General features: G+C 65.9%; 27 protein-coding genes. 15 read left to right on the plus strand and 12 right to left on the minus strand.

Annotated elements, in window-relative coordinates:
• Window positions 1–15: 15 nt before the first annotated feature.
• Window positions 16–1,080, minus strand: a complete 1,065-nt coding sequence (ruvB, locus tag ABIC94_RS20230) for a Holliday junction branch migration DNA helicase RuvB (protein ID WP_354374767.1) — start codon at window positions 1,078–1,080, stop codon at window positions 16–18.
• Between the two features lie 179 nt (window positions 1,081–1,259).
• Here ruvB and ABIC94_RS20235 point away from each other — a divergent pair, with 179 nt between their 5' ends.
• The 7 genes from ABIC94_RS20235 to ABIC94_RS20265 are packed head-to-tail and all read left to right on the plus strand — an operon-like array spanning window position 1,260 to window position 7,766.
• Complete coding sequence (locus ABIC94_RS20235) at window positions 1,260–1,862, plus strand: CDP-alcohol phosphatidyltransferase family protein (RefSeq protein WP_354374768.1); 603 nt, start codon at window positions 1,260–1,262, stop codon at window positions 1,860–1,862.
• Window positions 1,863–1,902: 40 nt separating this feature from the next.
• A complete protein-coding gene (locus tag ABIC94_RS20240; RefSeq protein ID WP_354374769.1) occupies window positions 1,903–3,672 on the plus strand; it encodes a bifunctional alpha/beta hydrolase/class I SAM-dependent methyltransferase in 1,770 nt (589 codons plus the stop codon).
• A 19-nt stretch (window positions 3,673–3,691) separates the two neighbouring features.
• Entirely contained in the window at window positions 3,692–5,041 is a 1,350-nt protein-coding gene (locus tag ABIC94_RS20245) for a phosphatase PAP2/dual specificity phosphatase family protein (protein ID WP_354374770.1), read from the plus strand.
• Complete coding sequence (locus tag ABIC94_RS20250; protein ID WP_354374771.1) at window positions 5,034–5,474, plus strand: hypothetical protein; 441 nt, start codon at window positions 5,034–5,036, stop codon at window positions 5,472–5,474. The genes ABIC94_RS20245 and ABIC94_RS20250 overlap by 8 nt, the downstream gene beginning before the upstream one ends.
• A complete protein-coding gene (locus tag ABIC94_RS20255; protein ID WP_436318063.1) occupies window positions 5,471–6,193 on the plus strand; it encodes a lysophospholipid acyltransferase family protein in 723 nt (240 codons plus the stop codon). The genes ABIC94_RS20250 and ABIC94_RS20255 overlap by 4 nt, the downstream gene beginning before the upstream one ends.
• Window positions 6,190–7,143 (plus strand): phosphatidate cytidylyltransferase, encoded by a 954-nt coding sequence (locus ABIC94_RS20260; protein WP_354374772.1) that lies wholly within the window; start codon window positions 6,190–6,192, stop codon window positions 7,141–7,143. The genes ABIC94_RS20255 and ABIC94_RS20260 overlap by 4 nt, the downstream gene beginning before the upstream one ends.
• On the plus strand, window positions 7,140–7,766 hold the full coding sequence (locus ABIC94_RS20265; protein WP_354374773.1) for a YdeI/OmpD-associated family protein: 627 nt from the start codon (window positions 7,140–7,142) through the stop codon (window positions 7,764–7,766). Before ABIC94_RS20260 ends, ABIC94_RS20265 begins: the two co-directional genes overlap by 4 nt.
• A gap of 18 nt (window positions 7,767–7,784) precedes the next feature.
• Here the strand turns inward: ABIC94_RS20265 and ruvA are convergent, their stop codons facing one another.
• Window positions 7,785–8,357 carry a Holliday junction branch migration protein RuvA gene (gene ruvA, locus ABIC94_RS20270; protein ID WP_126749423.1) on the minus strand — a complete coding sequence of 191 codons (573 nt, stop codon included), beginning with the start codon at window positions 8,355–8,357 and terminating at the stop codon, window positions 7,785–7,787.
• A gap of 20 nt (window positions 8,358–8,377) precedes the next feature.
• On the opposite strand from ruvA, the gene ABIC94_RS20275 reads away from it, so the two are divergent.
• The 3 genes from ABIC94_RS20275 to ABIC94_RS20285 are packed head-to-tail and all read left to right on the plus strand — an operon-like array spanning window position 8,378 to window position 10,392.
• On the plus strand, window positions 8,378–9,328 hold the full coding sequence (locus ABIC94_RS20275) for a PhoH family protein (protein WP_354374774.1): 951 nt from the start codon (window positions 8,378–8,380) through the stop codon (window positions 9,326–9,328).
• Between the two features lies 1 nt (window position 9,329).
• Window positions 9,330–9,791 (plus strand): rRNA maturation RNase YbeY, encoded by a 462-nt coding sequence (ybeY, locus tag ABIC94_RS20280; protein WP_354374775.1) that lies wholly within the window; start codon window positions 9,330–9,332, stop codon window positions 9,789–9,791.
• A gap of 1 nt (window position 9,792) precedes the next feature.
• Window positions 9,793–10,392: a class I SAM-dependent methyltransferase gene (locus ABIC94_RS20285; RefSeq protein WP_354374776.1), complete on the plus strand. Its 600-nt coding sequence runs from the start codon at window positions 9,793–9,795 to the stop codon at window positions 10,390–10,392.
• Window positions 10,393–10,402: 10 nt separating this feature from the next.
• Here the strand turns inward: ABIC94_RS20285 and dtd are convergent, their stop codons facing one another.
• Together dtd and ABIC94_RS20295 are read right to left on the minus strand one after the other, a co-directional pair.
• Entirely contained in the window at window positions 10,403–10,846 is a 444-nt protein-coding gene (dtd, locus tag ABIC94_RS20290) for a D-aminoacyl-tRNA deacylase (protein ID WP_354374777.1), read from the minus strand.
• On the minus strand, window positions 10,843–11,754 hold the full coding sequence (locus tag ABIC94_RS20295) for a cation diffusion facilitator family transporter (RefSeq protein WP_354374778.1): 912 nt from the start codon (window positions 11,752–11,754) through the stop codon (window positions 10,843–10,845). Before ABIC94_RS20295 ends, dtd begins: the two co-directional genes overlap by 4 nt.
• 143 nt (window positions 11,755–11,897) lie before the next feature.
• Here ABIC94_RS20295 and ABIC94_RS20300 point away from each other — a divergent pair, with 143 nt between their 5' ends.
• Window positions 11,898–12,392, plus strand: a complete 495-nt coding sequence (locus ABIC94_RS20300) for a FecR family protein (RefSeq protein WP_354374779.1) — start codon at window positions 11,898–11,900, stop codon at window positions 12,390–12,392.
• Window positions 12,389–13,006 (plus strand): OmpA family protein, encoded by a 618-nt coding sequence (locus tag ABIC94_RS20305; protein ID WP_354374780.1) that lies wholly within the window; start codon window positions 12,389–12,391, stop codon window positions 13,004–13,006. Before ABIC94_RS20300 ends, ABIC94_RS20305 begins: the two co-directional genes overlap by 4 nt.
• 38 nt (window positions 13,007–13,044) lie before the next feature.
• Here ABIC94_RS20305 and tyrS read toward each other — a convergent pair whose 3' ends face one another.
• Window positions 13,045–14,277 (minus strand): tyrosine--tRNA ligase, encoded by a 1,233-nt coding sequence (tyrS, locus tag ABIC94_RS20310; protein ID WP_354374781.1) that lies wholly within the window; start codon window positions 14,275–14,277, stop codon window positions 13,045–13,047.
• Window positions 14,278–14,434: 157 nt separating this feature from the next.
• Between tyrS and ABIC94_RS20315 the strand changes: the two genes are divergently transcribed.
• Window positions 14,435–15,775 (plus strand): peptidoglycan DD-metalloendopeptidase family protein, encoded by a 1,341-nt coding sequence (locus tag ABIC94_RS20315; RefSeq protein WP_354374782.1) that lies wholly within the window; start codon window positions 14,435–14,437, stop codon window positions 15,773–15,775.
• Between the two features lie 53 nt (window positions 15,776–15,828).
• The gene (locus ABIC94_RS20320) at window positions 15,829–16,956 is read left to right on the plus strand and encodes an anhydro-N-acetylmuramic acid kinase (RefSeq protein WP_354374783.1); all 1,128 of its coding nucleotides are present in this window, start codon (window positions 15,829–15,831) and stop codon (window positions 16,954–16,956) included.
• A 112-nt stretch (window positions 16,957–17,068) separates the two neighbouring features.
• Here the strand turns inward: ABIC94_RS20320 and erpA are convergent, their stop codons facing one another.
• The 3 genes from erpA to rplM all read right to left on the minus strand — a co-directional run bounded on the left by erpA (window position 17,069) and on the right by rplM (window position 18,449).
• Complete coding sequence (gene erpA, locus ABIC94_RS20325; RefSeq protein WP_007827949.1) at window positions 17,069–17,434, minus strand: iron-sulfur cluster insertion protein ErpA; 366 nt, start codon at window positions 17,432–17,434, stop codon at window positions 17,069–17,071.
• Between the two features lie 178 nt (window positions 17,435–17,612).
• A complete protein-coding gene (gene rpsI / locus ABIC94_RS20330) occupies window positions 17,613–18,005 on the minus strand; it encodes a 30S ribosomal protein S9 (RefSeq protein ID WP_055808288.1) in 393 nt (130 codons plus the stop codon).
• 12 nt (window positions 18,006–18,017) lie between these two features.
• Window positions 18,018–18,449, minus strand: coding sequence for a 50S ribosomal protein L13 (gene rplM / locus ABIC94_RS20335; RefSeq protein WP_028259766.1), 432 nt, complete (start codon window positions 18,447–18,449; stop codon window positions 18,018–18,020).
• Window positions 18,450–18,670: 221 nt separating this feature from the next.
• On the opposite strand from rplM, the gene ABIC94_RS20340 reads away from it, so the two are divergent.
• Complete coding sequence (locus ABIC94_RS20340) at window positions 18,671–19,624, plus strand: 23S rRNA (adenine(2030)-N(6))-methyltransferase RlmJ (RefSeq protein WP_354374784.1); 954 nt, start codon at window positions 18,671–18,673, stop codon at window positions 19,622–19,624.
• 30 nt (window positions 19,625–19,654) lie between these two features.
• On the opposite strand, the gene ABIC94_RS20345 is transcribed toward ABIC94_RS20340, so the two are convergent.
• The 4 genes from ABIC94_RS20345 to ahcY all read right to left on the minus strand — a co-directional run bounded on the left by ABIC94_RS20345 (window position 19,655) and on the right by ahcY (window position 23,404).
• Entirely contained in the window at window positions 19,655–20,254 is a 600-nt protein-coding gene (locus ABIC94_RS20345) for a septal ring lytic transglycosylase RlpA family protein (RefSeq protein ID WP_354374896.1), read from the minus strand.
• A gap of 86 nt (window positions 20,255–20,340) precedes the next feature.
• Window positions 20,341–21,165 carry a methylenetetrahydrofolate reductase [NAD(P)H] gene (gene metF / locus ABIC94_RS20350; protein ID WP_354374785.1) on the minus strand — a complete coding sequence of 275 codons (825 nt, stop codon included), beginning with the start codon at window positions 21,163–21,165 and terminating at the stop codon, window positions 20,341–20,343.
• Window positions 21,166–21,175: 10 nt separating this feature from the next.
• Window positions 21,176–21,964: a TlyA family RNA methyltransferase gene (locus tag ABIC94_RS20355; protein WP_354374786.1), complete on the minus strand. Its 789-nt coding sequence runs from the start codon at window positions 21,962–21,964 to the stop codon at window positions 21,176–21,178.
• The gene (gene ahcY / locus ABIC94_RS20360; RefSeq protein ID WP_354374787.1) at window positions 21,965–23,404 is read right to left on the minus strand and encodes an adenosylhomocysteinase; all 1,440 of its coding nucleotides are present in this window, start codon (window positions 23,402–23,404) and stop codon (window positions 21,965–21,967) included.
• Window positions 23,405–23,454 lie beyond the last annotated feature (50 nt).

Genomic DNA, 23,454 nt, shown 5'->3' on the forward strand with positions numbered 1-23,454 from the left:
TGCATGAGTAGAAGATCAGATTCCGAAAAGGTCTTGTCCGTCCGAGCGGCTCGAAGGCGGCGTCACCCCGAGGTGGCGGTAGGCCGCCAGCGTGGCGATGCGCCCGCGCGGCGTGCGCTGCAGGTAGCCCTGTTGAATGAGGTAAGGCTCGATCACGTCTTCGATGGTGTCGCGCTCCTCGCCGATGCTGGCAGCCACGTTGTCCAACCCCACCGGGCCGCCGTCGAAGCGATGGATGACGGCTTCGAGCAGCTTGCGGTCCATCAGGTCGAAGCCCTGCGGATCGACGTCGAGCATGGCAAGCGCCTTGTGCGCGATGTCTTCGGTGATGCGGCCGTTGCCCTTTACCTCGGCATAGTCGCGCACGCGCCGCAGCAGACGGTTGGCGATGCGGGGCGTGCCGCGCGAACGGCGCGCAATCTCGAAGCCGCCGGTTTCGTCGGTTTCCACCTTGAGCAGGCCGGCGCTGCGCCGCACGATGAGCGCCAGTTCCTCGGGCGTGTAGAACTCCAGCCGCGCGACGATGCCGAAGCGGTCGCGCAGAGGGTTGGTGAGCATGCCGGCGCGGGTGGTGGCGCCCACCAGCGTGAAGGGCTGCAGGTCGAGCTTGATGCTGCGCGCCGCGGGGCCCTCGCCGATCATGATGTCGATCTGGTAGTCCTCCAGCGCCGGATAGAGGATTTCCTCGACCACCGGGCTCAGGCGGTGGATCTCGTCGATGAAGAGCACGTCGTTCGGCTCGAGGTTGGTCAGCAGCGCCGCCAGGTCCTTGGGCTTTTCGAGCACGGGGCCGGAGGTCTGGCGCAGGTTCACGCCAAGCTCGGCCGCGATGATGTGCGACAGCGTGGTCTTGCCGAGGCCGGGCGGGCCGAACAGCAGCACGTGGTCGAGCGCTTCCTTGCGCTTGCGCGCCGCGCCGATGAAGATTTCGAGCTGCTCGCGCACCTTGGCCTGGCCCACGTATTCGTCGAGCAGCTTGGGGCGCAATGCCCGCTCTATCGCCTCTTCCTGGGGTGAAGCGGGAGCGGCGGACACCACGCGAGGCGGTGCGGGGGCGAAATCGTCGGTTTGGATGGTCATGAAATGAGGGGCTGCGATGGCAAGTTTAGTCCGAGCGCGCGCCGGGCCGCCCCAAGCAAGCGAGTGGCCCCCTCGGGGGGCAGCGAGGACATGAAGTGCCGAGCGTGGGGGCCAATCCCCACACTGGCAGAATGCTCCGGCCGTCTCAGGCCATATAACAAACGAGGGGAAGCCAGCACGTGTCCATCTACGAACTGAAGCCGCGGTTCCAGGCGCTGTTGCGGCCGCTGGTGGTGCGCCTGCATGCGATGGGCGTCACCGCCAACCAGGTCACCTTGGCCGCTTGCGTGGTTTCGGTCGCCCTCGGGCTCTGGCTGTTCTTCGCGGCGCCGTCCCTCGCGGCCTTCGCGCTCATTCCCGCATGGATGTTCGTGCGCATGGCTTTCAACGCCATCGATGGCATGCTGGCGCGCGAGCACGGGCAGCAAAGCAAACTCGGCGCGTTCCTCAACGAACTGACCGACGTGGTCTCCGACGCCGCGTTGTACCTGCCGTTTGCGCTGGTGCAGCCGTTCAACCCGTTCTGGGTCGGCACGGTGATCATGCTCGCGGGCCTGAGCGAATTCGCCGGCGCACTCGGTCCCACGGTGGGTGCCTCGCGCCGCTACGACGGGCCGCTCGGCAAGAGCGACCGCGCCTTCGTGTTCGGCGCGCTCGGCCTCTATGTGGCGCTGGGCTGGCCGCTGCCGGGCTGGACCGCCTGGTTGATGCCGCTCCTCGCCGCGCTCGTGGCCTGGACGGTGGTCAACCGCATCCGGCGCGCACTGGCCGAAGCCGCATGAACCCATGCACAACAAACAAAAAAACAGCCCTCTGGATTCAATGACCGACACCAACACCACCCCGCGCATTCCCCAGGAGTGCCAGTTCCGCACGCACGACGGCGAATCGCTCTTCTACCGGCATTGGCCGGCCACGGGTACCACGCGCCGCGGCGCCATCGTGCTGTTTCATCGCGGCCATGAACACGGCGCGCGCATGGCGCACCTGGTCGACGAGCTCGACCTGCCCGATTTCGACTTTTTTGCCTGGGACGCGCGCGGCCATGGCCGCTCGCCGGGCCAGCGCGGCTACAGCCCGAGCTTTGCAACCTCGGTGCGCGACGTGCAGACTTTCGTCCAGCACATCGGCAGCGCGCACGGCGTGGCGGAACACGACATCCACGTCATTGCGCAGAGCGTGGGGGCCGTGTTGGTCTCCACCTGGGCGCACGACTACGCGCCCAAGGTGCGCGGGCTCACGCTGGCCTCGCCGGCCTTCAAGGTCAAGCTGTACGTCCCTTTTGCGCGCGCCGGGCTGGGGCTGATGCACAAGCTGCGCGGGCTGTTCTTCGTCAACAGCTATGTGAAGGCGAAATTCCTCACGCACGACCCCGAGCGCATTGCGAGCTACGAGAGCGATCCGCTGATCTCGCGGCCCATCGCCGTCAACATCCTGCTCGGCCTCTACGAAGCCGCCGACCGCGTGGTGGCCGATGCCAACGCCATCACGCTGCCGGTGCAGTTGCTGATCTCGGGCGCGGACTGGGTGGTGCACCACAAGCCGCAGCACCAGTTCTTCGAGCGGCTGGGCAGCGCGATCAAGACCAAGGTGGAGCTGCCGGGGTTCTTCCACGACACGCTGGGCGAGAAAGATCGGGCGCCGGCGGTGCAGTCGATCCGCGAATTCATCCTGCAGCTGTTCGACCAGCCGCCGGTGCCGGTCGACCTGCGCGCCGCGCATCTGAGCGGCAACACCGCCGATGAGTCGCGCGCGTTGGCCGAGCCCCTGGCACCGCTTTCGCCGCGCGGCGCCTACTGGGCCATGACGCGCGCCGGCCTGCGCGTCGGCGGCACGCTGTCGAGCGGCATTGCGCTGGGCCATGCCACCGGCTTCGACTCGGGCAGCACGCTCGACTACGTCTACCGCAATCATCCGGAAGGCAAAGGGCCGCTGGGCCGTTCCATCGACAACACCTACTTGAACTCGATCGGCTGGCGCGGCATACGCCAGCGCAAGATCCATGTCGAGGAGCTGATCCGCATCGCGATGGAGCGCCTGGCCGAGATGCACCGCGAGGTGCGCGTGATGGACATTGCGGCCGGCCATGGCCGCTACGTGCTCGACGCGGTGCTCGCGAGCCCGGTCAAGGCCAGCTCGATCCTGCTGCGCGACTACAGCGACATCAACGTGCGCGACGGCCGCGCGCTCATCGCCGAGAAGGGCCTGGAAGACGTCGCGCAGTTCGTGCAGGCCGACGCCTTCGACCGCATCAGCCTGGCCACCGTAACGCCGCGCCCCACGCTGGCCGTGGTGTCGGGCCTTTACGAACTGTTCCCCGACAACGAAATGGTGCGGCGTTCTCTCGCGGGCGTGGGCGACGCAGTGGAAGACCGCGGCTACCTGGTCTACACCGGCCAGCCGTGGCATCCGCAGCTCGAGATGATTGCGCGCGCGCTCACCAGCCACCGCCAGGGCGAAGCCTGGGTGATGCGCCGCCGCACGCAGGCCGAAATGGACCAGCTGGTGGAGGAAGCGGGCTTCCGCAAGATCGACCAGCGCGTCGACGAGTGGGGCATCTTCACCGTCTCGCTCGCAGTGAGGGTGGCATGACCTCGGGGCTTGGCGCGAAATGAAGCGCTGGCTGGCACAGCGCCCTTGGAAGCGGGCCGCTGCATGGCTGGTGTTTCTGGGCCCGCTGTTCTACGCGACCTACGGCCTCGCCAACTGGTGGGCCACCACGCGCGCGCAGGTGCCCTCGATGGCTTTCGAGTGGGAGCGGCAGGTGCCGTTCTGGGCCTGGACGATCTTTCCGTACTGGACGATCAACGTCTTCTACGCGCTCTCGCTATTTCTTGCGCGCAGCAAGCGCACGCTCGACCGGCACGCCCTGCGGCTCGTGAGCGCAACGCTCATCGCCTGCACCTGCTTCGTCATCTGGCCGCTGCATTTCAGCTTCGGGCAGCCGGCGGTCGAGGGCGCACCGGCCTTCCTGTTCAATGCGCTGCGCGGCTTCGACCAGCCCTACAACCAGGCGCCTTCGCTGCACATCGCGCTGGCGGTGATCCTGTGGGACTGGTACCGGCAGTTCTTGCATGCAGCCTGGGCGAAGCTGGTGCTGCATGTGTGGGCGTTCGCCATCTGCGCCTCGGTGCTCACGACCTGGCAGCACCACTTCATCGACATTCCCACCGGCGCGCTGCTCGGAATTTTCTGCGTCTGGCTGTGGCCGATGGAGCGCACGGTGTCGATGCCGCGCGCCTGGCAGTGCACGCGCGATGCACAGCGCTGGAAGCTCGCAAGCTTTTATGCCGCCGGCGCGGCGTTGTTTCTTGCTGCCGCGTTGTATGGCGGCGGCATATGGCTGTGGCTCGCCTGGCCCGCGGTTTCGCTGGCGCTGGTGGCGCTCAACTACATCGGCTTCGGCGCCCGTGGCTTCCAGATGAACGGCAGCGGCCGCATGGGCTGGGCCGCACGCTGGCTGTTCGCGCCCTACCGCCTCGGCGCCGCAGCCAATGCGTGGCTCTGGACGCGCCGTTTGCCGGCTTCGGTCGAGGTGGTGCCGGGCCTGCGTCTCGGACGCTTGCCGGCCAAGGCCGAATGGATCGCCGCGGGTCGGCCACGGCTCGTGAGCCTGTGCGCCGAGTTGCAGGCGCCCGCTGGTGTGCCGCATGCGCGCTGCGTGCCGATGCTCGACCTGACCGTGCCGCCGACCGTGCGGCTGCAGCGCGCGGCTGCGGTCATCGAAGGGCAGCGCCTCAATGCCGAAGGCGCGCCGGTATGGGTCTGCTGCGCGCTGGGCTTCTCGCGCAGCGCCGCTGCGACCATTGCATGGCTGGGGCGCTACGGCGGATCGAGCGGCCTGGTGCAAGCCGAAGACACGGTGCGCCTTGCCCGCCCGCAGATCGTGCTGCGCGCCGGGTGGCGGGTCTCGCTCGAACCGCTGGGCACCGCTGCTCCGGGACTGCCACCCCATGACTGACACCGAACGCGCCACATGTGCGGCGCTGGCCGGGTTGCTGCGCGCTGCGGCGGTGCTGGCGGCCTGGGGCTTCGCACTGATGTGCATTGCGGCGCTGGTGCTTGCGCTCACGATGCGCTCGCTCTCGATCACGGCCGCCATGAGCTTCGGCGCGGTGGTGGTGCTGGGCACGCTCGAGCGCTATTTCGCTTTCAGGCTGCGGCTCGACCAGGCGCTGTTCAGCGATCTGGTACGCGGCGCCATCGCATCGCTCGATGCGCTCGACACCGCGCTCGACCGGCTCGGCCTGCGCAATGCACCGGCGACGAAAGCCGCCCGGCCGCTCGACGACCGTATCCAGGGAACCCGCCAGCTCATGCAGCGCCACGCCGTCGTGATCGCCTGCCAGACCGCCATGTTTCTCCTCGCCTTGATGACACAGGACCTCTCTTGACCGAAGAAGACAACAACGACAAAAAAGACCTCCGGCCCCCAAGCACGGTGCTGCGCCGCGCCCTCGCTGTGGTCGCGGGCAAGCTGATCATCGGCGCGGCCGGGTTGCTGACGGGCGTACGCGCCATCTGGAGCGGCACCACGCCCAAGGCCGAGCAGACGCTGTACTTCGCCAATCACACGAGCCATGGAGACTTCGTGTTGCTGTGGGCCACGCTGCCGCCCGATCTGCGCGCGCTGACGCGGCCGGTGGCGGGGCAGGACTACTGGATGGCCTCCAAGGTGCGCCAGTTCATCGGTGCCGACGTGTTCAACGCGCTGATGATCCGGCGCGACGGTTCGGGCCAAGGCGGCAACCCGGTCGATCAGATGAAAGAAGCGCTGGAAGGCGGCGACTCGCTCATCATGTTTCCCGAGGGCACGCGCAACACCGGCGACGAAATCCTGCTGCCGCTCAAGAGCGGCCTCTTTCACCTGGCGCGCGCCTGCCCCAATGTGCGGCTGGTGCCGGTGTGGATCGAAAACCTGAAGCGCGTATTGCCCAAGGGCACGCTGGTGCCGATTCCGCTCGCCTGCACGGTTCACTTCGGCGCCCCGATCCAGCTGGCCGAAGGCGAAGAAAAGACCAGCTTCATCGCGCGCGCACGCGCCGCCATGCTCGACCTGCGCCCCGAATACGACCGCGTACCAGAACAAGAAAAAACAACGACGACGCCATGAACATCTCGCCCTCCACCCAGACCACACTGCAATTGTTCGGCGGCGTCGCCGGCGTGCTGATTCTTGCCTCGGCCATCGGCGCAATGCTCAAGTGGCGCGTGGCGCAGGGCCAGCCGAGCTCTGTGATCGACAACCTCAACGCGCGCGTGAATGCGTGGTGGGTGATGGTGGCGGTCATCGGCATTGCCTTCGCGTTCGGCAAGGGCGGCGTGATCGTGCTGTTCTATCTGATCTCGTTCTACGCGCTGCGCGAGTTCATCAGCCTGGCCTACACGCGGCGCGGCGACCATCATGCGATTGCGGCGGCGTTCTACATCGGGCTGCCGGTGCAGTACTTCCTGGTGTGGATCGAGTGGTACGGGCTCTATTCGATCTTCATTCCGGTCTACGCCTTTCTGGTGCTGCCCATACTCGCGGCCGTGGGCGGCGACACGCAGCGCTTTCTGGAACGCACCTCCAAGATCCAGTGGGGCCTGATGATCTGCGTGTTCTGCATCAGCCACGTGCCCGCGCTGCTCACACTGCAGATTCCCGGTTTCGAAGGCCGCAACCTGCTGCTGATCGCCTTCCTCGTGATCGTGGTGCAGGGCAGCGACGTGCTGCAGTACGTGTGGGGCAAGCTCTTCGGCAAGCGCAAGGTGGCGCCCGAACTTTCGCCTTCCAAGACCTGGGAAGGCCTTGTCGGCGGCGTGGCCAGCGCCACCGCACTGGGCGCGGTGCTCTATTGGGCAACACCGTTCAACCCCTGGCAGGCCGCGCTGATGGCGCTCACCATCTGCCTCATGGGTTTCTTCGGCGGGCTCGTGATGTCGGCCATCAAGCGCGACCGCGGCGTGAAGGACTGGGGCTCGATGATCGAGGGCCACGGCGGCATGCTCGACCGGCTCGACTCGGTGATCTTCGCTGCGCCGATCTACTTTCACGCCTTGCGCTACTGGTGGGTGCCATGAGCACGGCACGCGCAAGCACAAGCGCAAAGAAAGCGGTGGCGGCCGAGCGCGTGCCGCATGACACGCCCGTCGAATGCACCACTGCCGCCGCATGGGAGCGTTGGCTCAAGCGGCACCATGCCGACGCGGCCGGCGTATGGCTGCGAATGGCCAAGAAGGACAGCGGCATCGCGTCGGTCAACCACCCAGAGGCACTCGAGGTTGCGCTGTGCTACGGCTGGATCGACGGGCAGCGCAAGGCAGAAGACGACAAGCACTTTCTGCAGCGCTTCACGCCGCGCACCCTGCGCAGCACCTGGTCGAAGATCAACCGCGACAAAGCCCTGAGGCTGATCGCCGAAGGCCACATGCAGCCAGCCGGCCTGGCCGAGGTCGACCGCGCCCGCACCGACGGCCGCTGGGATGCGGCCTACGACGCCCAAAGCATCGCTACCGTGCCGCCCGACCTGCAGGCCGCCCTCGACGCAAACCCCAAGGCCGCCGCCTTCTTCGTCAAGCTGGATTCGCGCAACCGCTATGCAGTGCTGTTCCGCACCCAAGGTGCGAAGAAGCCCGAGACCCGGGCGCGGCGCATCGCGAAATTCGTGGAAATGCTCGCGAAGGGCGAGAAGATCCATCCCTGAGCCGGATCGGGCGGCGCCCTACTTCGCCAGCGCCTTCAGCGCCAGCTTGATGCCCTCGCTCACCGTCGCGTCCTTGGGGAGCGCCTTGAGCGCCAGCGCCGCTTCCTTGTCGCTGTAGCCCAATGCGATCAGCGCTTGCAGGATGTCGGCCTGCGCATCGGAGGCCGCATGCGCAGGCAGGCCGATGTCGGCACCCAGCTTGCCCTTGAGTTCCAGCAGCAGCCGCTCGGCGGTCTTCTTGCCGATGCCTGGAATTTTCACCAGCCGGCCGAGCTCCTGCGTGGTGATGGCCTGCGACAGCTCGCCCACGCTCATGCCCGAAAGCAGGCCGAGCGCCGTGCGCGGGCCCACGCCGGTGATCTTGATGAGCTGGCGAAAGGCCGCACGCTCCTCGGCGGTGCCGAAACCGTAGAGAATCTGCGCGTCCTCGCGCACCACGAAGTGCGTGAGCAGCGAAACGCGCTCCCCGGTGCCGGGCAGGTTGTAGAACGTGCTCATCGGCACATCGACCTCGTAACCGACGCCGTTGCAGTCCACCACCACTTGCGGTGGATTGCGCTCGGCCAGGATGCCGGTGAGTTTGCCTATCATGGGTGCCCTTTTTCCTTGAAATGTCCGGCGTGATTCTGCGACACACTTTTGCCCCACCCAACAACTCGCGCCTCGGCCACCTGTGCGGACCGCTGGACGCGCACCTGCGCCGCATCGAGGAAGCCCTGGGCGTGAAGATCGCGCACCGCCACGAGCAGTTCAAGGTCGACGGCCCCAAGGCCCCCGCGCAACGTGCAATGGACGTGCTGCAGGCGCTGTATGAAATTGCCCAGCGTCCTATCGACCCGGCCGTGGTGCAGCTCACGCTCGCGGGCGACGGCTCGATGAGCGACGAGGACTCGGCGATGCTCGTCACGCGCCGCGCCGACCTGCGCGCGCGTACGCCCACGCAGGCGCTGTACCTCGACAACATCGCCAAGCACGACATCACCTTCGGCATCGGCCCGGCCGGCACCGGCAAGACCTACCTGGCGGTGGCCTGCGCAGTCGACGCGCTGGAGCGCGCGGCGGTGCAGCGCATCGTGCTCACGCGACCGGCGGTGGAAGCCGGCGAGCGGCTCGGCTTTCTGCCGGGCGACCTGACGCAGAAGGTCGACCCGTACCTGCGTCCGCTGTACGACGCGCTCTACGATCTCATGGGCTACGAGAAGGTGCAGAAGGCGTTCGAGCGCAACGCGCTCGAAATCGCGCCGCTGGCCTTCATGCGCGGGCGCACGCTGAACAATGCCTTCGTCATCCTCGACGAGGCGCAGAACACGACGGTCGAGCAGATGAAGATGTTCCTCACGCGCATCGGCTTCGGTGCCAAGGCGGTGGTGACGGGCGACGTGAGTCAGATCGATTTGCCCAAGCAGCAGTTGAGCGGGCTGATCGACGCCGAGCGCGTGCTGCGGCGCGTGAGCGGCATCGCGATCACGCACTTCACCAGTGCCGACGTGGTGCGGCATCCGCTGGTCGCCAAGATCGTCGACGCCTACGACGGCCAGCGCAAGCGCGCGGGAACGCACTGACATGGCACTGGCCCAGCTTTCGCTCTCGCTGCAATTTGCGCAGCGCTTCAAGGGCATCGAGCGGCACCGCGCCGCGCTGCCGCGGCACAGCGTGGCGCGCTGGATCCGCCACGCGCTCGACGCGGATGGCGAGATCACCGTGCGCATCGTCGATGCCGAAGAAGGCCAGCGCCTGAACCGCGAGTTCCGCGGCAAGGACTACGCGACCAACGTACTGACCTTCGACTATGCGCAAAGCCCCGTGGTGATGGCCGACCTGGTGCTGTGCGCGCCGGTGGTCGCCAGCGAGGCGAAGGAACAGCGCAAGACCCTGGCCGCGCACTACGCGCACCTGCTCGTTCACGGCACGCTGCACGCGCAGGGCTGGGACCACGAGACCGGTGAGGCCGATGCCGAGGAAATGGAAGCGCGCGAGATCGAAATTCTGGCCGGCCTCGGCATTCGCAATCCCTACGGGCGGTGAGATGACTGCAACACCCGGCGCGAACACCGATCCGTGGCTGCAGCGCTGGCTTCCTCTGCTTGCCGAGCGCGCGGGAGCGGACCCGGTGCTCGAACTGGGCTGCGGAACGGGCCGGGACAGCGCGGTGTTGGTGGGCGCGGGGCTGCGCGTGGTGGGCATCGAGCTCTCGACCGAATCGGTGGCGGCCGCGCGAGCCCGGGTGCCGCACGGCGCGGAGTTTCTTTGCAGCGATTTCCGTGCGCCCTTTCCGATGGCCGACGGCAGCGTGGGCGCGGTGCTCGCAAGTCTTTCGCTGCACTACTTTGCCTGGGATGAAACACTGGCCCTGGCCCGGCGGATTCACGACGTGCTTCGCCCGGGCGGCGTGCTGCTGTGCCGGTTGAATTCAGTCAACGACGTTCACCACGGCGCCAACGGCCCGCCACCGGACGGAGAAGATTCCTTCTATCTGGTGGACGGCGTGCCCAAGCGCTTTTTCGACCGCGCGGCGGTGGAGCGGCTCTTTGCCGATGGCTGGCGCGTGCGGCACCTGGAGGAACTCGCGGTCGAGCGCTACGAGCAGCCGAAGGTGCTTTGGGAAGCCGTGCTCGAACGCGACTGAAGGCAGCGCGCTACGCCACCATCTGCAACGGAATGGTGACCGGCCCGTCGTTGACCAGGTGCACCTGCATGTCGGCACCGAACTCGCCCGTTGCAACCACGGGGTGCGCAGCACGGGCTTGCGCCACGAAATAGTCGTAGAGCCGCCGCCCCTCGTCGGGTGCCGCTGCCTGCGTGAAACTGGGGCGGTTACCGCCGCTCACATCGGCCGCCAGCGTGAACTGGCTCACCACGAGCAGGCCGCCGCCAATGTCCTGCAGGCTGCGGTTCATCTTGCCTGCCTCGTCGGAAAAGATGCGCAGCTTCAACAGCTTGGCGAGCATGCGATCGGCCAGCACATCCGCATCGCCGCGCTCGGCGCAAAGCAGGACGAGCAGGCCAGCATCGATGGCGCCGACGGTCCGGCCGGCGATATCGACGCGCGCGCTTGCCACGCGTTGAACCACGGCCTTCATGCGTCTTCCTCCAACTGGGTGGCGCGCGCTTCCATGCCCAGCGGCAGCAGCTGGATGGTCACGCGCAAGCCGGGCACGGCGTCCATCAGCATTTGTTCCAGTTCATCGCGCATGGCTGCCGCGTGCTGGAGCGTCCACTCGCCGGGCACGTGCATGTGCAGGTCGGCAAATCGGCGCTGGCCGGCGCGCCGCGTCACCATGTCGTCGAAGCGCAGCCGAGCGCCTTCGGGCAGGCGCGCGGCAAACTGGTCGAGCGTGGCGCGCAGCGTGGCGATGGTTTCGGGCTCGAGCGCTTCGTCCATCAGGCCCTGCGACGAACGCCACACGAGCCTCACGCCTTCCCGCACGATGTTGAGCGCCACGCCAATGGCCAGCAGCGGATCGAGCCAGAGCCATCCGCTGAAGTACACGGCCACGATGCCGATCACCACCGCTGCCGAGGTCCAGACATCGGTCATGAGATGCCGCGCATCGGCCTCCAGCGCAATCGACCGGTGCATGCGCGCCGCGCGAAACAGCGCAAAGGCCAGGGCCGCGTTGAAGCCCGAGCTGATCACCGAAAGCCCGAGCCCCCAGCCCAGCTGCTCGAGAGGCTGAGGGGAAAGCAGCCGCTGCACCGAAACCCAGAGAATGGCGGCCGCGGCACCGACAATCAGAATGCCTTCGAAACCCGACGAGAAATATTCGGCCTTGTGGTGGCCGTAGGGATGCTCCTCGTCGGCGGGCCGCGCGGCGACAGTCACCATTGCCAGGGCGAACATCGCGCTGGCAAGATTGACGAAAGACTCCATGGCATCGGAAATCAGGCCCATCGAGTTCGTCACGTAGCCCGCCAATCCCTTGAGCAGGATCGTGATCAAGGCAACGGCAACAGAAACGCGAAGCAGCGTCTTGGGCGTGAAAGTCATGCGCGGCGAGAGACGTTGAACAATAAAAACGACAGAAGTGCGGCAAAAGACCGCATCCTTGCAGCCGAGTTATCAAATGCGGCCTCCGCTTGTAACAGGTTCAATTTAATATTTGTGTCACCGCGAGACATTCGCAGAGAGTGATGATGAAAAAATTCCTGATCGCCCTGGGAGGCTTCGCCTTTTGGGGCGCAGTGGCGTTGGCCCACGCACAAACGCCTTCCGCTGCGCCAGCAGCTGCGCCGGTCGCCGAGCCCCAGGCGGGCTTCGTGAAGTCGGTGCGCGGCAACGTGCAGTTGCTCAGCACCGCCGGCACGCCTCGCACGGCCAGCGCGGGCGATGCGCTCACCGCCGTGGACCGTATCGTGACGGGCCCGGACTCTTCCGCCGCCGTGGTCCTGCGCGACGACACGACGCTGGTGGTCGGTCCTTCGTCGCGGCTGGACCTGAAGGAATTCCACTTCAACGCCACCACGCATGAAGGCGGCGTGCTCGTGTCGCTGCTGCGCGGCTCCATGCGCATGATCACCGGCCTGATCGGCAAGACCAATCCCGACGCAATTCGCGTGGAGACGCAAACGGCCACCATCGGCATCCGCGGGACCGACTTCATCGTGCAGACCGACGGCCAGCCATGATGATGAAGTCGCGGACCTGTGCCTCTCTGACTTTTGCCGCCCTGATCACAACGCTGCTTGCCGCTTGCTCGACCCCGGGCACCCGCGTGGTGCTGCTGCCCCAGGCAGACGACAAGCCTTCGGCGGTGGTGGTGCGCGCGAAAGACGGCGAAGAAGTTCTTTCCAAGCCCTATCAGCGCGCAACCGCGGCCGTCGGCGCTTCGGGCGCGCCCGTGGTCGACCAGGCGGACCCAGCCAAGGTTCAGGCCCAGAACAAGGTGCTGTTCGACATGCGCCCGCCTCCGCCGCAGCGCTACACGGTGTTTTTCGAGGTTGGCGGCACCACGCTCACGCCCGCGTCGCAGCAAGTGATGAACGAAGCCCTGATTGCGGCCCAAACCCGCAGCGGCAGCGACATCGTGGTGACCGGGCACACCGACACCAAGGGAGCCCTCGAGCAGAACGACATGCTTTCGCAGCGCCGGGCACAAGAAGTAGTGCAGCTCTTCATCGACCGGCAGTTTCCGGCCAAGCGCATCGAGGCCGTGGGCCGCGGCGAACGTGAACTTGCCGTTCCCACCGCCGACGAGGTGGACGAGCCGCGCAACCGGCGCGTCACCATCGAAGTCCGGTGAGGTAGGTGGGCTGGCGGCCAGCGCCGCCGCCCTTTTCGTCAATTGACGGTCACGCGCGCAAACTTGCGCTTGCCGACCTGCACCACGTAGCTGCCCGCGGACAGCTTCAGCGCCTTGTCGCTGATCACGACTGAATCGACCCGCACGCCGCCGCCGTCGATCAGCCGGTTGCCCTCGGAGGTCGAAGATGCCAGGCCGGCTTGCTTGAGCAGCTGCGCAATGCCTAGCGGCGCGCCGCCCAGCGAAACCTTGGGAATCTCATCCGGCACGCCGCCCTTGCTGCGGTTGATGAAGTCCTGCTCGGCGGCTTCGGCGGCCGCCGCGCTGTGAAAGCGCGCAGTAATTTCCTTGGCCAGCGCCACCTTCGCATCCTTCGGATTGCGGCCACCGGCGATTTCGGCCTTGAGCGCCCCGATCTGCTCCAGCGACTGGAAACTCAGCAGCGTGTACCAGCGCCACATCAGCTCGTCGGAGATCGACAGCACCTTGGCGAACATGGTGTTGGCGTCTTCGCTGATGCCGATGTAGTTGTTCTTGCTCTTGGACATCTTCTCGACGCCATCGAGCCCCTCCAGCAGAGGCATAGTGAGTATGCACTGCGGTTCTTGGCCGTATTCCTGCTGAAGATGGCGGCCGACAAGCAGGTTGAACTTCTGGTCTGTGCCGCCCAGTTCGAGGTCGCTTTTGAGCGCCACCGAGTCATAGCCCTGCATCAGCGGATAGAGGAACTCATGCACCGAGATCGACTGACCGCTCTTGAAGCGCTTGTTGAAATCGTCGCGCTCCATCATGCGGGCAACGGTGTACTTGGCGGCCAGTTGGATCATGCCGCGCGCGCCCAGCGGGTCGCTCCACTCGGAGTTGTAACGAACTTCGGTGCGATCGATGTTCAGCACCAGCCGCAGCTGGTCGAAATAGGTCTTCGCGTTGGCCTCGATCTGCTCCCGGGTGAGCGGGGGGCGGGTGCTGTTGCGGCCCGAAGGATCGCCGATGGTGGTGGTGAAATCGCCGATCAGCGCGATCACCGTGTGCCCCAGATCCTGGAGCTGGCGCATCTTGCTGAAAACCACGGTGTGCCCCAGATGGATGTCGGGAGCCGTCGGATCCAGGCCGAATTTGATGCGCAGCGGGGTTCCGCTCGCCTCCGATCGCTGCAGTTTGCGCACCCATTCGTCCTGCGGGAGCAGTTCGTCGGTGCCCCGAAGGGAGATTTCAAGCGCTCGTCTTACACCATCGGACAGGCCATTGGATGTAACAGATTCGGCATTCATAGGCTTTTTGGCTGATTTTCAGGTTGCCGAAGCTATACTCAGCCCGACTTTTCAAGCGCCGGATTCTAAGCGGCGCTTTTTTCCGCACCGTCCTGCCGCCCTGTCCGTTCTGGGCTTTGCAGCACGGATTTGCAGAACCTGAGCTGGAATTCAAAGTTTGATCAACGGCATTCTCGCCGCCGAGGAGCTACTGGCTTCTCGCGTGGCTTATACATTCCGGACCTATCCCAAGCAGATCACCGCGGCTATCGCGGCTGCCTTGCTGAGCGCCGGAACCTTGGCGGTGGCCTCGCTGGGCCCCGACGCGTCCGACCTCCCGGTCCAACAGATTCTTGAAGCGACCGCGCCCCTGTCCTTTGCGGAACAGAGCGAGTCCCTTGAGAACTTCAGCTTCACGCTGTTTCGCACCGACATCACGCGCTCCAGCGACACGGCCGAGGCCCTGCTGAAGCGCCTGGGCATTTCCGACCCTGCCGCCACCGCCTTCGTGCGCGGAAGCGGCGAAGCCCGCAATGCGCTGTTCGCGCGCGCGGGACGCACCATCACGGCCGAAGCCACGCAGGAAAACCAGCTCAAGAAGCTGAGCGCCCGCTGGATTCCCGACGGCGACGGCGGCTTCAAGCGCTTCGTCATCGAACGCACGGCGGTCGGCTTCGTCGCGCTCACCGAGCGCGACACGCTCACGCCGGGCACGCGACTGGCCAGCGGCACCATCCGCACCTCGCTGTTCGCAGCCACCGACGACTCCCGCGTTCCCGATTCGGTCGCGAGCCAGCTGGCCGACATCTTCGCGGGCGACGTCGACGTGCGTGCGCTGCGCAAGGGCGACCGCTTCGCCGTGGTGTACGAAACCTTCGAAGCCGACGGCCAGGCGCTGCGCAGCGGGCGCGTGCTCTCCGCCGAGTTCGAGAGCGGCGGCAAGGTGCACCAGGCCGTGTGGTTCCAGCCCGCAGGCCAGAAGGGCAGCTACTACCGCCCGAACGGAGACAGCCTGCGCAAGGCCTACCTGAGCTCGCCGGTCGAGTTTTCGCGTGTGTCGAGCGGCTTCGCGATGCGCATGCACCCGATCCTGAACAGCTGGCGCCAGCACAACGGCATCGACTTCGCGGCCCCCACCGGCACCGCGGTGCGCAGCGTCGGTGATGGCACGGTCGATTTCGCCGGCACGCAAAGCGGCTACGGCAACATCGTCATCGTCAAGCACCGAAACAACCAGCAGACGGCTTACGCCCATCTGAGCCGCGTCGACGTCAAGGCCGGCGAAAGCATCAGCCAGGGCCAGACGATCGGTGCGGTGGGTTCCACTGGCTGGGCCACCGGCCCGCACCTGCACTTCGAGTTCCGCGTGAACGGCGAATACCAGGACCCGGCCTCGATCGCCCAGGAAGGCGGCGCCCCGATCACCGCGGCCATGCGCCCAGCCTTCGAACGCATTGCCATCGGTGCACGCACCGAACTGGCGGCCGCGTTCTCGGTCATCCAGGCCAGCGCCGACTGAGCCTCCGCTTCGCAGCGGCAGCACAGCACGCGGCCCGCTCGCCCCATTCAGCAATGGCCGCCGAACTCTTCATCGGCTTGATGTCCGGCACGTCGCTCGACGGCGTCGACGGCGTTCTGGCCGACTTTTCGGAAGGCCGCATCGCCGTGCGGGCCTACGCCACAGCCCCTTTTCCCGCCGCACTGCGGGCAGAGCTGATGGCGCTCAACACGCCCGGCGACAATGAACTTCACCGCGCGGCACTTGCCGGCAACGGCCTGGCCCGGATCTATGCCGGCGTGGCCGGCCAGCTCCTCGCGGACAGCAGCACCCCTGCCAGCGCCGTTACGGCTCTCGGCGCGCACGGCCAGACCGTGCGCCACCGGCCCACCGAGTTCGACGAGGTCGGCTACACGCTCCAGATCAACAACCCCTCGCTGCTCGCCGAGCTGACGGGCATCGACGTGGTCGCGGACTTTCGCAGCCGCGACCTGGCGGCGGGTGGCCAAGGCGCCCCGCTGGTACCGGCATTTCACCGCGCACTCTTCGCGCGTGCCGGCGAACCCGTGGCGGTGCTGAACATCGGCGGTATTTCCAATCTGAGCCTGCTGCCCGCGGCCGACGCTGCGGGAGAGCCGGCAGTGCTGGGTTTCGACTGCGGCCCGGGCAATGCCTTGATGGATTACTGGTGCCAGCTTCATACCGGACAGCCCTTCGATCGCGCCGGGCAATGGGCTGCGAGCGGGCAGGTGCTGCCTCAGTTGCTCGCCACGCTGCAGGCCGAACCCTACTTCGCGAAGGCGCCGCCCAAAAGCACCGGTCGCGACCTGTTCAACCCGGCATGGCTTTCAGCGTGCCTCGGTGCGGCCACAGCGGCCCCACCTGCCGACGTGCAGGCCACATTGGCCGAATTCACCGCCAGCGTTTGTGCGGCAGATGTGTTGTGCTATGAAAAAAATAGCAAGCTGCTGATCGTCTGCGGCGGCGGCGCATTGAACGACCACTTGGTCGGGCGCTTGCGCGCACTGCTGCCGGGCGTGAAGGTGGCCACGTCCACCGACCACGGGCTGCCCCCCCTGCAGGTAGAGGCTGCGGCCTTTGCATGGCTGGCGCGCAGCACCGTGCGGCGCGAGGCAGGCAACTTGGCCAGCGTGACCGGAGCGCGCGGCCCGCGGGTGCTGGGCGCGATTTACCCGGCCTGAGCCGAACTCCCCCGCCAGCCCTGGTCCGGCGGTCCGGAGCCAGCGGCAACAAAAAAGCCGCCCGAAGGCGGCTTTTACGGAACCGAAAGCTGCCGACAGCGGCAAGAAGGCATCAAGCCGAGAAGCTGGATCCGCAGCCGCAGGTGCTGGTGGCGTTCGGATTCTTGATCACGAACTGGGCACCCTGCAGGTCTTCCTTGTAGTCGATTTCGGCGCCGACGAGGTACTGGTAGCTCATGGCGTCGATCAGCAGCGACACGCCGTTCTTGGTCATGGTCGTGTCGTCTTCGTTCGTGATTTCATCGAAAGTGAAACCGTACTGAAAGCCCGAGCACCCGCCACCCTGCACGAATACGCGCAGCTTGAGGTCGGGATTGCCTTCTTCGGCGATCAGGTCGGCCACCTTGGCGGCCGCACTGTCGGTGAAGACGATCGGTTCGGGCATCTGGGTCTGGATATTTTCGGCAACAGCGCTCATGTGGGATAACTCCTTGAGGGCCGAACATGCGGCCAATGAACCAATGCTACTGCAATGCGGCATTCCTGGCAGGTCGGCGGTAGCGAGCACCCAACACAAGTGGGGTCGAACACGCCTGCGCCAAGGTGCCGCAATGAAAAAGCCGCCCGAAGGCGGCTTTTGTCCGTAGCGAACAGTATCAGCGCTTGCTGAACTGCTTGCGGCGGCGTGCAGAGTGCAAGCCGACCTTCTTACGTTCGACTTCACGCGCATCGCGGGTCACGAAGCCAGCTTGGCTCAGCACCGGCTTCAGGCTTGCGTCGTAGTCGATCAGCGCACGGGTAATGCCGTGGCGCGTTGCGCCGGCCTGGCCCGATTCACCGCCACCGTTCACGTTGACCATGACGTCGAACGTTTCGGTGTTGTTGGTCAGCACCAGGGGTTGCTTCGCGATCATGATCGAGGTTTCGCGGCCGAAGAACTCTTGAATGTCCTTGCCGTTGACCGTGATCTTGCCCGAGCCCTTTTTCAGAAACACACGGGCGACGCTCGATTTGCGACGGCCGGTGCCATTGTTCCATTCACCAATCATTCTCAAGGCTCCTTACAGTTCCAGCACTTTGGGCTGTTGGGCGGTATGCGGGTGCTCAGCGCCACCGTACACCTTGAGTTTCTTGATCATCGCGTAACCAAGCGGGCCCTTGGGCAGCATGCCCTTGACAGCCTTTTCCAGGGCGCGGCCCGGGTGCTTGGATTGCATGTCGCGGAAGTTGGTCGCCGTGATACCGCCCGGGTAGCCCGAGTGACGGTAGTACACCTTGTCGATCGACTTGGCGCCGGTGACGCGCAGTTGCGCGGCGTTGATGATGACGATGAAGTCACCGGTATCGACGTGAGGCGTGTAAATGGCCTTGTGTTTGCCGCGCAAACGGAGAGCAACTTCGCTGGCTACTCGTCCGAGGACCTTGTCGGTCGCGTCAATCACAAACCACTCGTGCGTCACGTCAGCGGGCTTGGCGCTGAACGTTTTGGTCATGAGTTTTCTCTTGAAAAGAGGGTTTGGCGAGCCCTTTTCCACGGTCGGCGTTCCTCTGACGGGAATCTCTTAGGTGGGTTTCACGCACCCTGGAGAACAGGTTGCATGCCTTCGCCGCGGGGCTACAAAAACGCTGCGAAGCCCGCGATTATACGAAGAATTGGCCTATCGAAGCAAATTGAAGCCTCTCACGAGGCCCGAGACGTTACCATCCTCACCCTATGTTCAGTTACCGCCACGCCTTCCATGCCGGCAACCACGCCGACGTGCTCAAGCACACGGTGCTGATTGCCACGCTCGATCACCTGCTTGAAAAAGAAGCAGCCCTGACCGTTGTCGACACCCATGCCGGTGCCGGCCTGTACCGGCTCGACGGGGATTACGCCGGCACCAGCGGCGAAGCGGCCGAAGGCATATTGCGCCTGCTTTCCGAGAAGAAAGCACCTGCCGCGCCTGCTCCGGCTGCAAAGTCAGCTACCAAAAAGGTAGCAGCACCCGAAGCCGAAGCCCCCTTGGCTGATGCGATTGCGCGCTACCTGAGCGTGATCCACGACTTCAACCCGAAGGGCGGCGCGCGCATCTACCCCGGCTCGCCGTTCATCGTGCAGCACCTGCTGCGCGACCATGACAAGCTCAAGCTGTTCGAGCTGCACCCGACCGATGCACGCACGCTGGACGCCAACATTGCGCAGCTCGAAGCGGGTCGCCAGATCGCCGTGCTGCGCGAAGACGGCTTCGGCAGCGCCACCAAGTTCCTGCCGCCGCCCTCGCGCCGCGCGCTGGTGCTGATGGACCCGAGCTACGAAATCAAGAGCGACTACGGCCGCGTGCTCGACTTCGCGGCCGAGGCGCTCAAGCGCTTCGCGACCGGCACCTACGCCATCTGGTACCCGATCATTCCGCGCCCCGAAGCGCACGACCTGCCGCGCCGGCTCAAGACGATGGCAACCAAGGCCGGCAAACCGTGGCTGCACGCCACGCTCACGGTCAAGTCAAGCAAGCTGATCACCACGGACACCGGCGAAACCCAGCGACCCGGACTGCCCGCAAGCGGCATGTTCCTGATCAACCCGCCCTACACGCTGAAGCCGCTGCTGGCGGCCGCCCTGCCGCAGCTGGTGGAGCGGCTGGCCCAGGACAAGCACGCCGCGTTTTCGCTCGACGCGGGCGGCTAGGCGTTTCGTTTTTGTCTGCGCCTCTCGCCTCTAACGGCGGCGGCGCGGCGGCACATTCACCTTGCGGCGCGCGGAAGTAGGCGCGGCCGCCGGCGTTGCGGTATCGCCTTTCTCCGCCTCGAGGCCGCCGCAGCGCATGCCCTCGCGGTCGATGATCGTCAGCGCCACCTGCTTGATGCCGAGCCCGATCATGCCGATGCGTTCGGCCGCGGCACGGCTCAGGTCGATGATGCGGCCCTGCGCATAGGGCCCCCGATCGGTGATGCGCACGAGCACCTCGCTGCCGGTGACCAGGCTGCGCACGCAGACGCGGGTGTTGAACGGCAAGGTCTTGTGGGCCGCCGTCATGGCCGTCATGTCGAAGCGCTCGCCGCTCGCGGTCTTGCGCTGGTGAAACGGGATGCCGTACCAGGACGCCCCGCCGCGCTCGAAAATCTCGCGAGGACCACTGTCGCCAGGCACGCCATCGTCGGGGCCCAATTCGCCAGTTCCCGACACCGCAAGGTCGTAGCGGACGGAAGGCACGCTCGAACGAGCCGGCGCACCCGGAGGTACGGCCATCTGGCGTGGCAACGGCGAAAGCTTTGCGTCTTTCGCATCTGCTGCCCCGCCTTCGGTGGCCGGGGGCATGGCACAACCGGCCAGCGCGCAGGTTGCTGCGACCAGCGCGATGCGAAGCGCCCCGCGCAGCGAGCCCCCTGCTTCTGCGCGCTCCCTCAATCCAGGCGCTCCAGTACAGCCAGCGTCGCCGCCGACTGGTTCATTGTGTAGAAGTGCAGCGCCGGTGCGCCGCCGTCGCGCAGACGCGCGCAGAGGTCGGTCACCACGTCGAGGCCGAAGGCCTTGATGGACGCCGTATCGTCGCCGAAGCCCTGCAGCCGCAGGCGGATCCAGCGCGGGATTTCGGCGCCGCAGGCGTCGGAGAAGCGCATCAGCTGTGTCGAGCTGGTGATGGGCATGATGCCCGGCACGATCGGCGTGTCGAGTCCCAGCTTGCGGGCGTCTTCGACAAAGCGAAAGTAGGCCTCGGGGCTGAAGAAATACTGCGTGATCGCCGAATCGGCCCCGGCCTTTACCTTGGCGGCAAAGGCCTGCAGGTCGGCCTCGGGCGAGCGCGCCTGCGGATGCACCTCGGGGTAGCAAGCCACCTCGATGTGGAAGTCGCGGCCCGTTTCTTCGCGGATGAAGGCCACGAGGTCGCTGGCGTACAGGAACTCGCCGCCGATGCCGTAACCGCTCGGCAGGTCGCCGCGCAGCGCCACGAGACGCTTCACGCCCATGGCCTTGAGCTCGGCCAGCTGTTCGCGCACGGTGGCGCGCGTCGCGCCGATGCACGAGAAGTGGCTGGCGGCATCCACGCCTTCGGACAGGATCTCCTGCACCGCACCGAAAGTGCCCTGGTGCGTGGAACCGCCCGCGCCGTAGGTGACCGAGCAGAACTCGGGCTTGCGCGCATACAGCTGCTGGCGCACCGCGCGCAGCTTGACCGCGCCTTCAGGCGTCTTGGTCGGAAAGAATTCGAAACTCAGAGGAAGGCGCACCTGCGTCTCCTTAAGAGCCGTTCGCGTGAGCAACGCGCACGGCGTGAATGAAAAACTCGCGGTTGCCGTCGCCGCCGGCAATGGGGCTGTCGAACCACTGCAGCACGCGAAGCTCGAGCGCTTCGCAGGCATCGCGCAGGCGCTTTTCGACCACCGCATACATCGACTCGTCGCGCACGATGCCGCCCTTGCCGACCTGCCCCGGCTGCAGTTCGAACTGCGGCTTGACCAGCACCAGCAGGTGCCCGTCGTCGGCCAGGAACGGCACCACGGCCGGCAGCACCAGCGTTTGTGAGATGAACGACAGGTCGCCGACGATGAGGTCGAAACGCAGTTCGGAAGGCTCTTCGCCTTCTTCCTGAAGGTCGTCCGGCGACAAGGCTCGCGCATTGACGCCCTCGATGGCCACGACACGCTCGTCCTCGCGCAACCGCGCATGCAGCTGCCCATGGCCCACGTCGACGCCCACCACCTTCGCAGCGCCGCGCTGCAGCAGGCAATCGGTGAAGCCGCCGGTCGATTGGCCAACGTCGAGGCACAGCTTGCCCGACGGGTCCACGCTGCTTGCAGCCAGCGCGCCTTCGAGCTTGAGCCCGCCGCGCGACACGTAGCGCGCTTCTGCGGCATCGTCGAGTTCGAGCTCGGCGGACTCGGGCACTTCGTCGCGGTTCTTCACGACCGAGCGCCACGCATCGCCCGTGCCCGCATCGCGCCAGCGCATGCCGCCGGCAATGAGCCGCACGGCCTGCGAGCGCGACGCGGCGAGGCCGCGTTCCACCAGCAATTGATCAGCGCGCATTCAGTACCGGTACGTGTCCGCCTTGTACGGACCCGCCTTGTTCACGCCGATGTAGGCGGCTTGCTCGTCCGTCAGTTCGGTGAGCATCGCGCCGACCTTCTTCAGGTGCAGGCGCGCAACCTTCTCGTCGAGGTGCTTGGGCAGCACGTAGACCTTGCCGGCCTGGTAGGCGTCGGGCTTGGTGAAGAGCTCGATCTGGGCGATGGTCTGGTTCGCGAACGACGACGACATCACGAAGCTCGGGTGGCCCGTGCCGCAGCCCAGGTTCACGAGACGGCCCTTGGCCAGCAGGATGATCTTCTTGCCGTCGGGGAACTTGATGTGGTCGACCTGCGGCTTGATTTCTTCCCACTCGTACTTCTCGATCGACGCCACGTCGATCTCGTTGTCGAAGTGGCCGATGTTGCAGACGATGGCCTGGTCCTTCATCCTGGCCATGGTGTCATGCGTGATGACGTCCTTGTTGCCGGTGGTGGTCACGAAGATGTCGGCCTTGTCGGCGGCATATTCCATCGTGACGACCTTGTAGCCTTCCATTGCGGCCTGCAAGGCGTTGATCGGGTCGATTTCCGTGACCCACACTTGCGCCGACAGTGCGCGCAGTGCCTGGGCCGAGCCCTTGCCCACGTCGCCGTAGCCAGCCACGCAAGCCACCTTGCCGGCGATCATCACATCGGTGGCGCGCTTGATGCCGTCCACCAGCGATTCGCGGCAGCCGTAGAGGTTGTCGAACTTGCTCTTGGTGACCGAGTCGTTCACGTTGATGGCGCGGAACAGCAGCGTGCCCTTGGCGCTCATCTCGTTCAGGCGGTGCACGCCGGTGGTCGTCTCTTCGGTCACGCCGATGATCTCGGCCGACTTGCGGGTGTACCAGGTCGAATCGACTGCCAGCTTGGCCTTGATGGCCGCGTAGAGGATGCGTTCTTCCTCGCTCGTCGGGTTGGCAAGCACGCCCAGATCCTTCTCGGCGCGCTGGCCCAGGTGCATCAGCAGCGTGGCATCGCCGCCGTCGTCCAGGATCATGTTCGGGCCCTCGCCCTTCGAGCCCTTGGGGCCGAAGTCGAAGATGGCGTGGGTGTAGTCCCAGTAGTCTTTCAGCGACTCGCCCTTGATCGCGAACACCGGCGTGCCGGCGGCGGCAATGGCGGCGGCGGCGTGGTCCTGCGTCGAGAAGATGTTGCACGAAGCCCAGCGCACGGTGGCACCGAGCGCTTGCAGCGTTTCGATCAGCACGGCGGTCTGGATCGTCATGTGCAGCGAGCCCGTGATGCGCGCGCCCTTGAGCGGCTGCCCCTTCGAGAACTCCTCGCGGATGGCCATCAGGCCGGGCATTTCGGTTTCCGCGATGCGGATTTCCTTGCGGCCCCAGGCGGCCAGCGACAGGTCGGCAATCGCCTGGTCGGCGGTGGAAACGGGGGTGGGCTTGAGAACAGCGCTCATGAGAACTCCAACAAAGCTAGTTTGAAAGGTGCCACTGCGTTCGGGGAAAA

Origin of the sequence: Variovorax paradoxus, assembly GCF_040544635.1 — a bacterium.
Classification (GTDB): domain Bacteria; phylum Pseudomonadota; class Gammaproteobacteria; order Burkholderiales; family Burkholderiaceae_C; genus Variovorax; species Variovorax paradoxus_R.

Excerpts from the sequence above, each read along its gene's own strand:
- ABIC94_RS20265 (WP_354374773.1), top strand. The coding sequence starts at position 7,140 with ATGAGCACGGCACGCGCAAGCACAAGCGCAAAGAAAGCGGTGGCGGCC.
- ABIC94_RS20295 (WP_354374778.1), bottom strand. The coding sequence starts at position 11,754 with ATGACTTTCACGCCCAAGACGCTGCTTCGCGTTTCTGTTGCCGTTGCC.
- ybeY (WP_354374775.1), top strand. The coding sequence starts at position 9,330 with ATGGCACTGGCCCAGCTTTCGCTCTCGCTGCAATTTGCGCAGCGCTTC.
- ABIC94_RS20250 (WP_354374771.1), top strand. The coding sequence starts at position 5,034 with ATGACTGACACCGAACGCGCCACATGTGCGGCGCTGGCCGGGTTGCTG.
- ruvB (WP_354374767.1), bottom strand. The coding sequence starts at position 1,080 with ATGACCATCCAAACCGACGATTTCGCCCCCGCACCGCCTCGCGTGGTG.
- ABIC94_RS20320 (WP_354374783.1), top strand. The coding sequence starts at position 15,829 with ATGGCCGCCGAACTCTTCATCGGCTTGATGTCCGGCACGTCGCTCGAC.
- ahcY (WP_354374787.1), bottom strand. The coding sequence starts at position 23,404 with ATGAGCGCTGTTCTCAAGCCCACCCCCGTTTCCACCGCCGACCAGGCG.
- ABIC94_RS20240 (WP_354374769.1), top strand. The coding sequence starts at position 1,903 with ATGACCGACACCAACACCACCCCGCGCATTCCCCAGGAGTGCCAGTTC.
- rpsI (WP_055808288.1), bottom strand. The coding sequence starts at position 18,005 with ATGATTGGTGAATGGAACAATGGCACCGGCCGTCGCAAATCGAGCGTC.
- tyrS (WP_354374781.1), bottom strand. The coding sequence starts at position 14,277 with ATGAATGCCGAATCTGTTACATCCAATGGCCTGTCCGATGGTGTAAGA.
- ABIC94_RS20340 (WP_354374784.1), top strand. The coding sequence starts at position 18,671 with ATGTTCAGTTACCGCCACGCCTTCCATGCCGGCAACCACGCCGACGTG.
- ruvA (WP_126749423.1), bottom strand. The coding sequence starts at position 8,357 with ATGATAGGCAAACTCACCGGCATCCTGGCCGAGCGCAATCCACCGCAA.
- ABIC94_RS20305 (WP_354374780.1), top strand. The coding sequence starts at position 12,389 with ATGATGATGAAGTCGCGGACCTGTGCCTCTCTGACTTTTGCCGCCCTG.
- dtd (WP_354374777.1), bottom strand. The coding sequence starts at position 10,846 with ATGAAGGCCGTGGTTCAACGCGTGGCAAGCGCGCGCGTCGATATCGCC.
- ABIC94_RS20245 (WP_354374770.1), top strand. The coding sequence starts at position 3,692 with ATGAAGCGCTGGCTGGCACAGCGCCCTTGGAAGCGGGCCGCTGCATGG.
- rplM (WP_028259766.1), bottom strand. The coding sequence starts at position 18,449 with ATGACCAAAACGTTCAGCGCCAAGCCCGCTGACGTGACGCACGAGTGG.
- erpA (WP_007827949.1), bottom strand. The coding sequence starts at position 17,434 with ATGAGCGCTGTTGCCGAAAATATCCAGACCCAGATGCCCGAACCGATC.
- ABIC94_RS20300 (WP_354374779.1), top strand. The coding sequence starts at position 11,898 with ATGATGAAAAAATTCCTGATCGCCCTGGGAGGCTTCGCCTTTTGGGGC.
- ABIC94_RS20355 (WP_354374786.1), bottom strand. The coding sequence starts at position 21,964 with ATGCGCGCTGATCAATTGCTGGTGGAACGCGGCCTCGCCGCGTCGCGC.
- ABIC94_RS20260 (WP_354374772.1), top strand. The coding sequence starts at position 6,190 with ATGAACATCTCGCCCTCCACCCAGACCACACTGCAATTGTTCGGCGGC.
- ABIC94_RS20345 (WP_354374896.1), bottom strand. The coding sequence starts at position 20,254 with ATGCCCCCGGCCACCGAAGGCGGGGCAGCAGATGCGAAAGACGCAAAG.
- ABIC94_RS20275 (WP_354374774.1), top strand. The coding sequence starts at position 8,378 with ATGTCCGGCGTGATTCTGCGACACACTTTTGCCCCACCCAACAACTCG.
- ABIC94_RS20285 (WP_354374776.1), top strand. The coding sequence starts at position 9,793 with ATGACTGCAACACCCGGCGCGAACACCGATCCGTGGCTGCAGCGCTGG.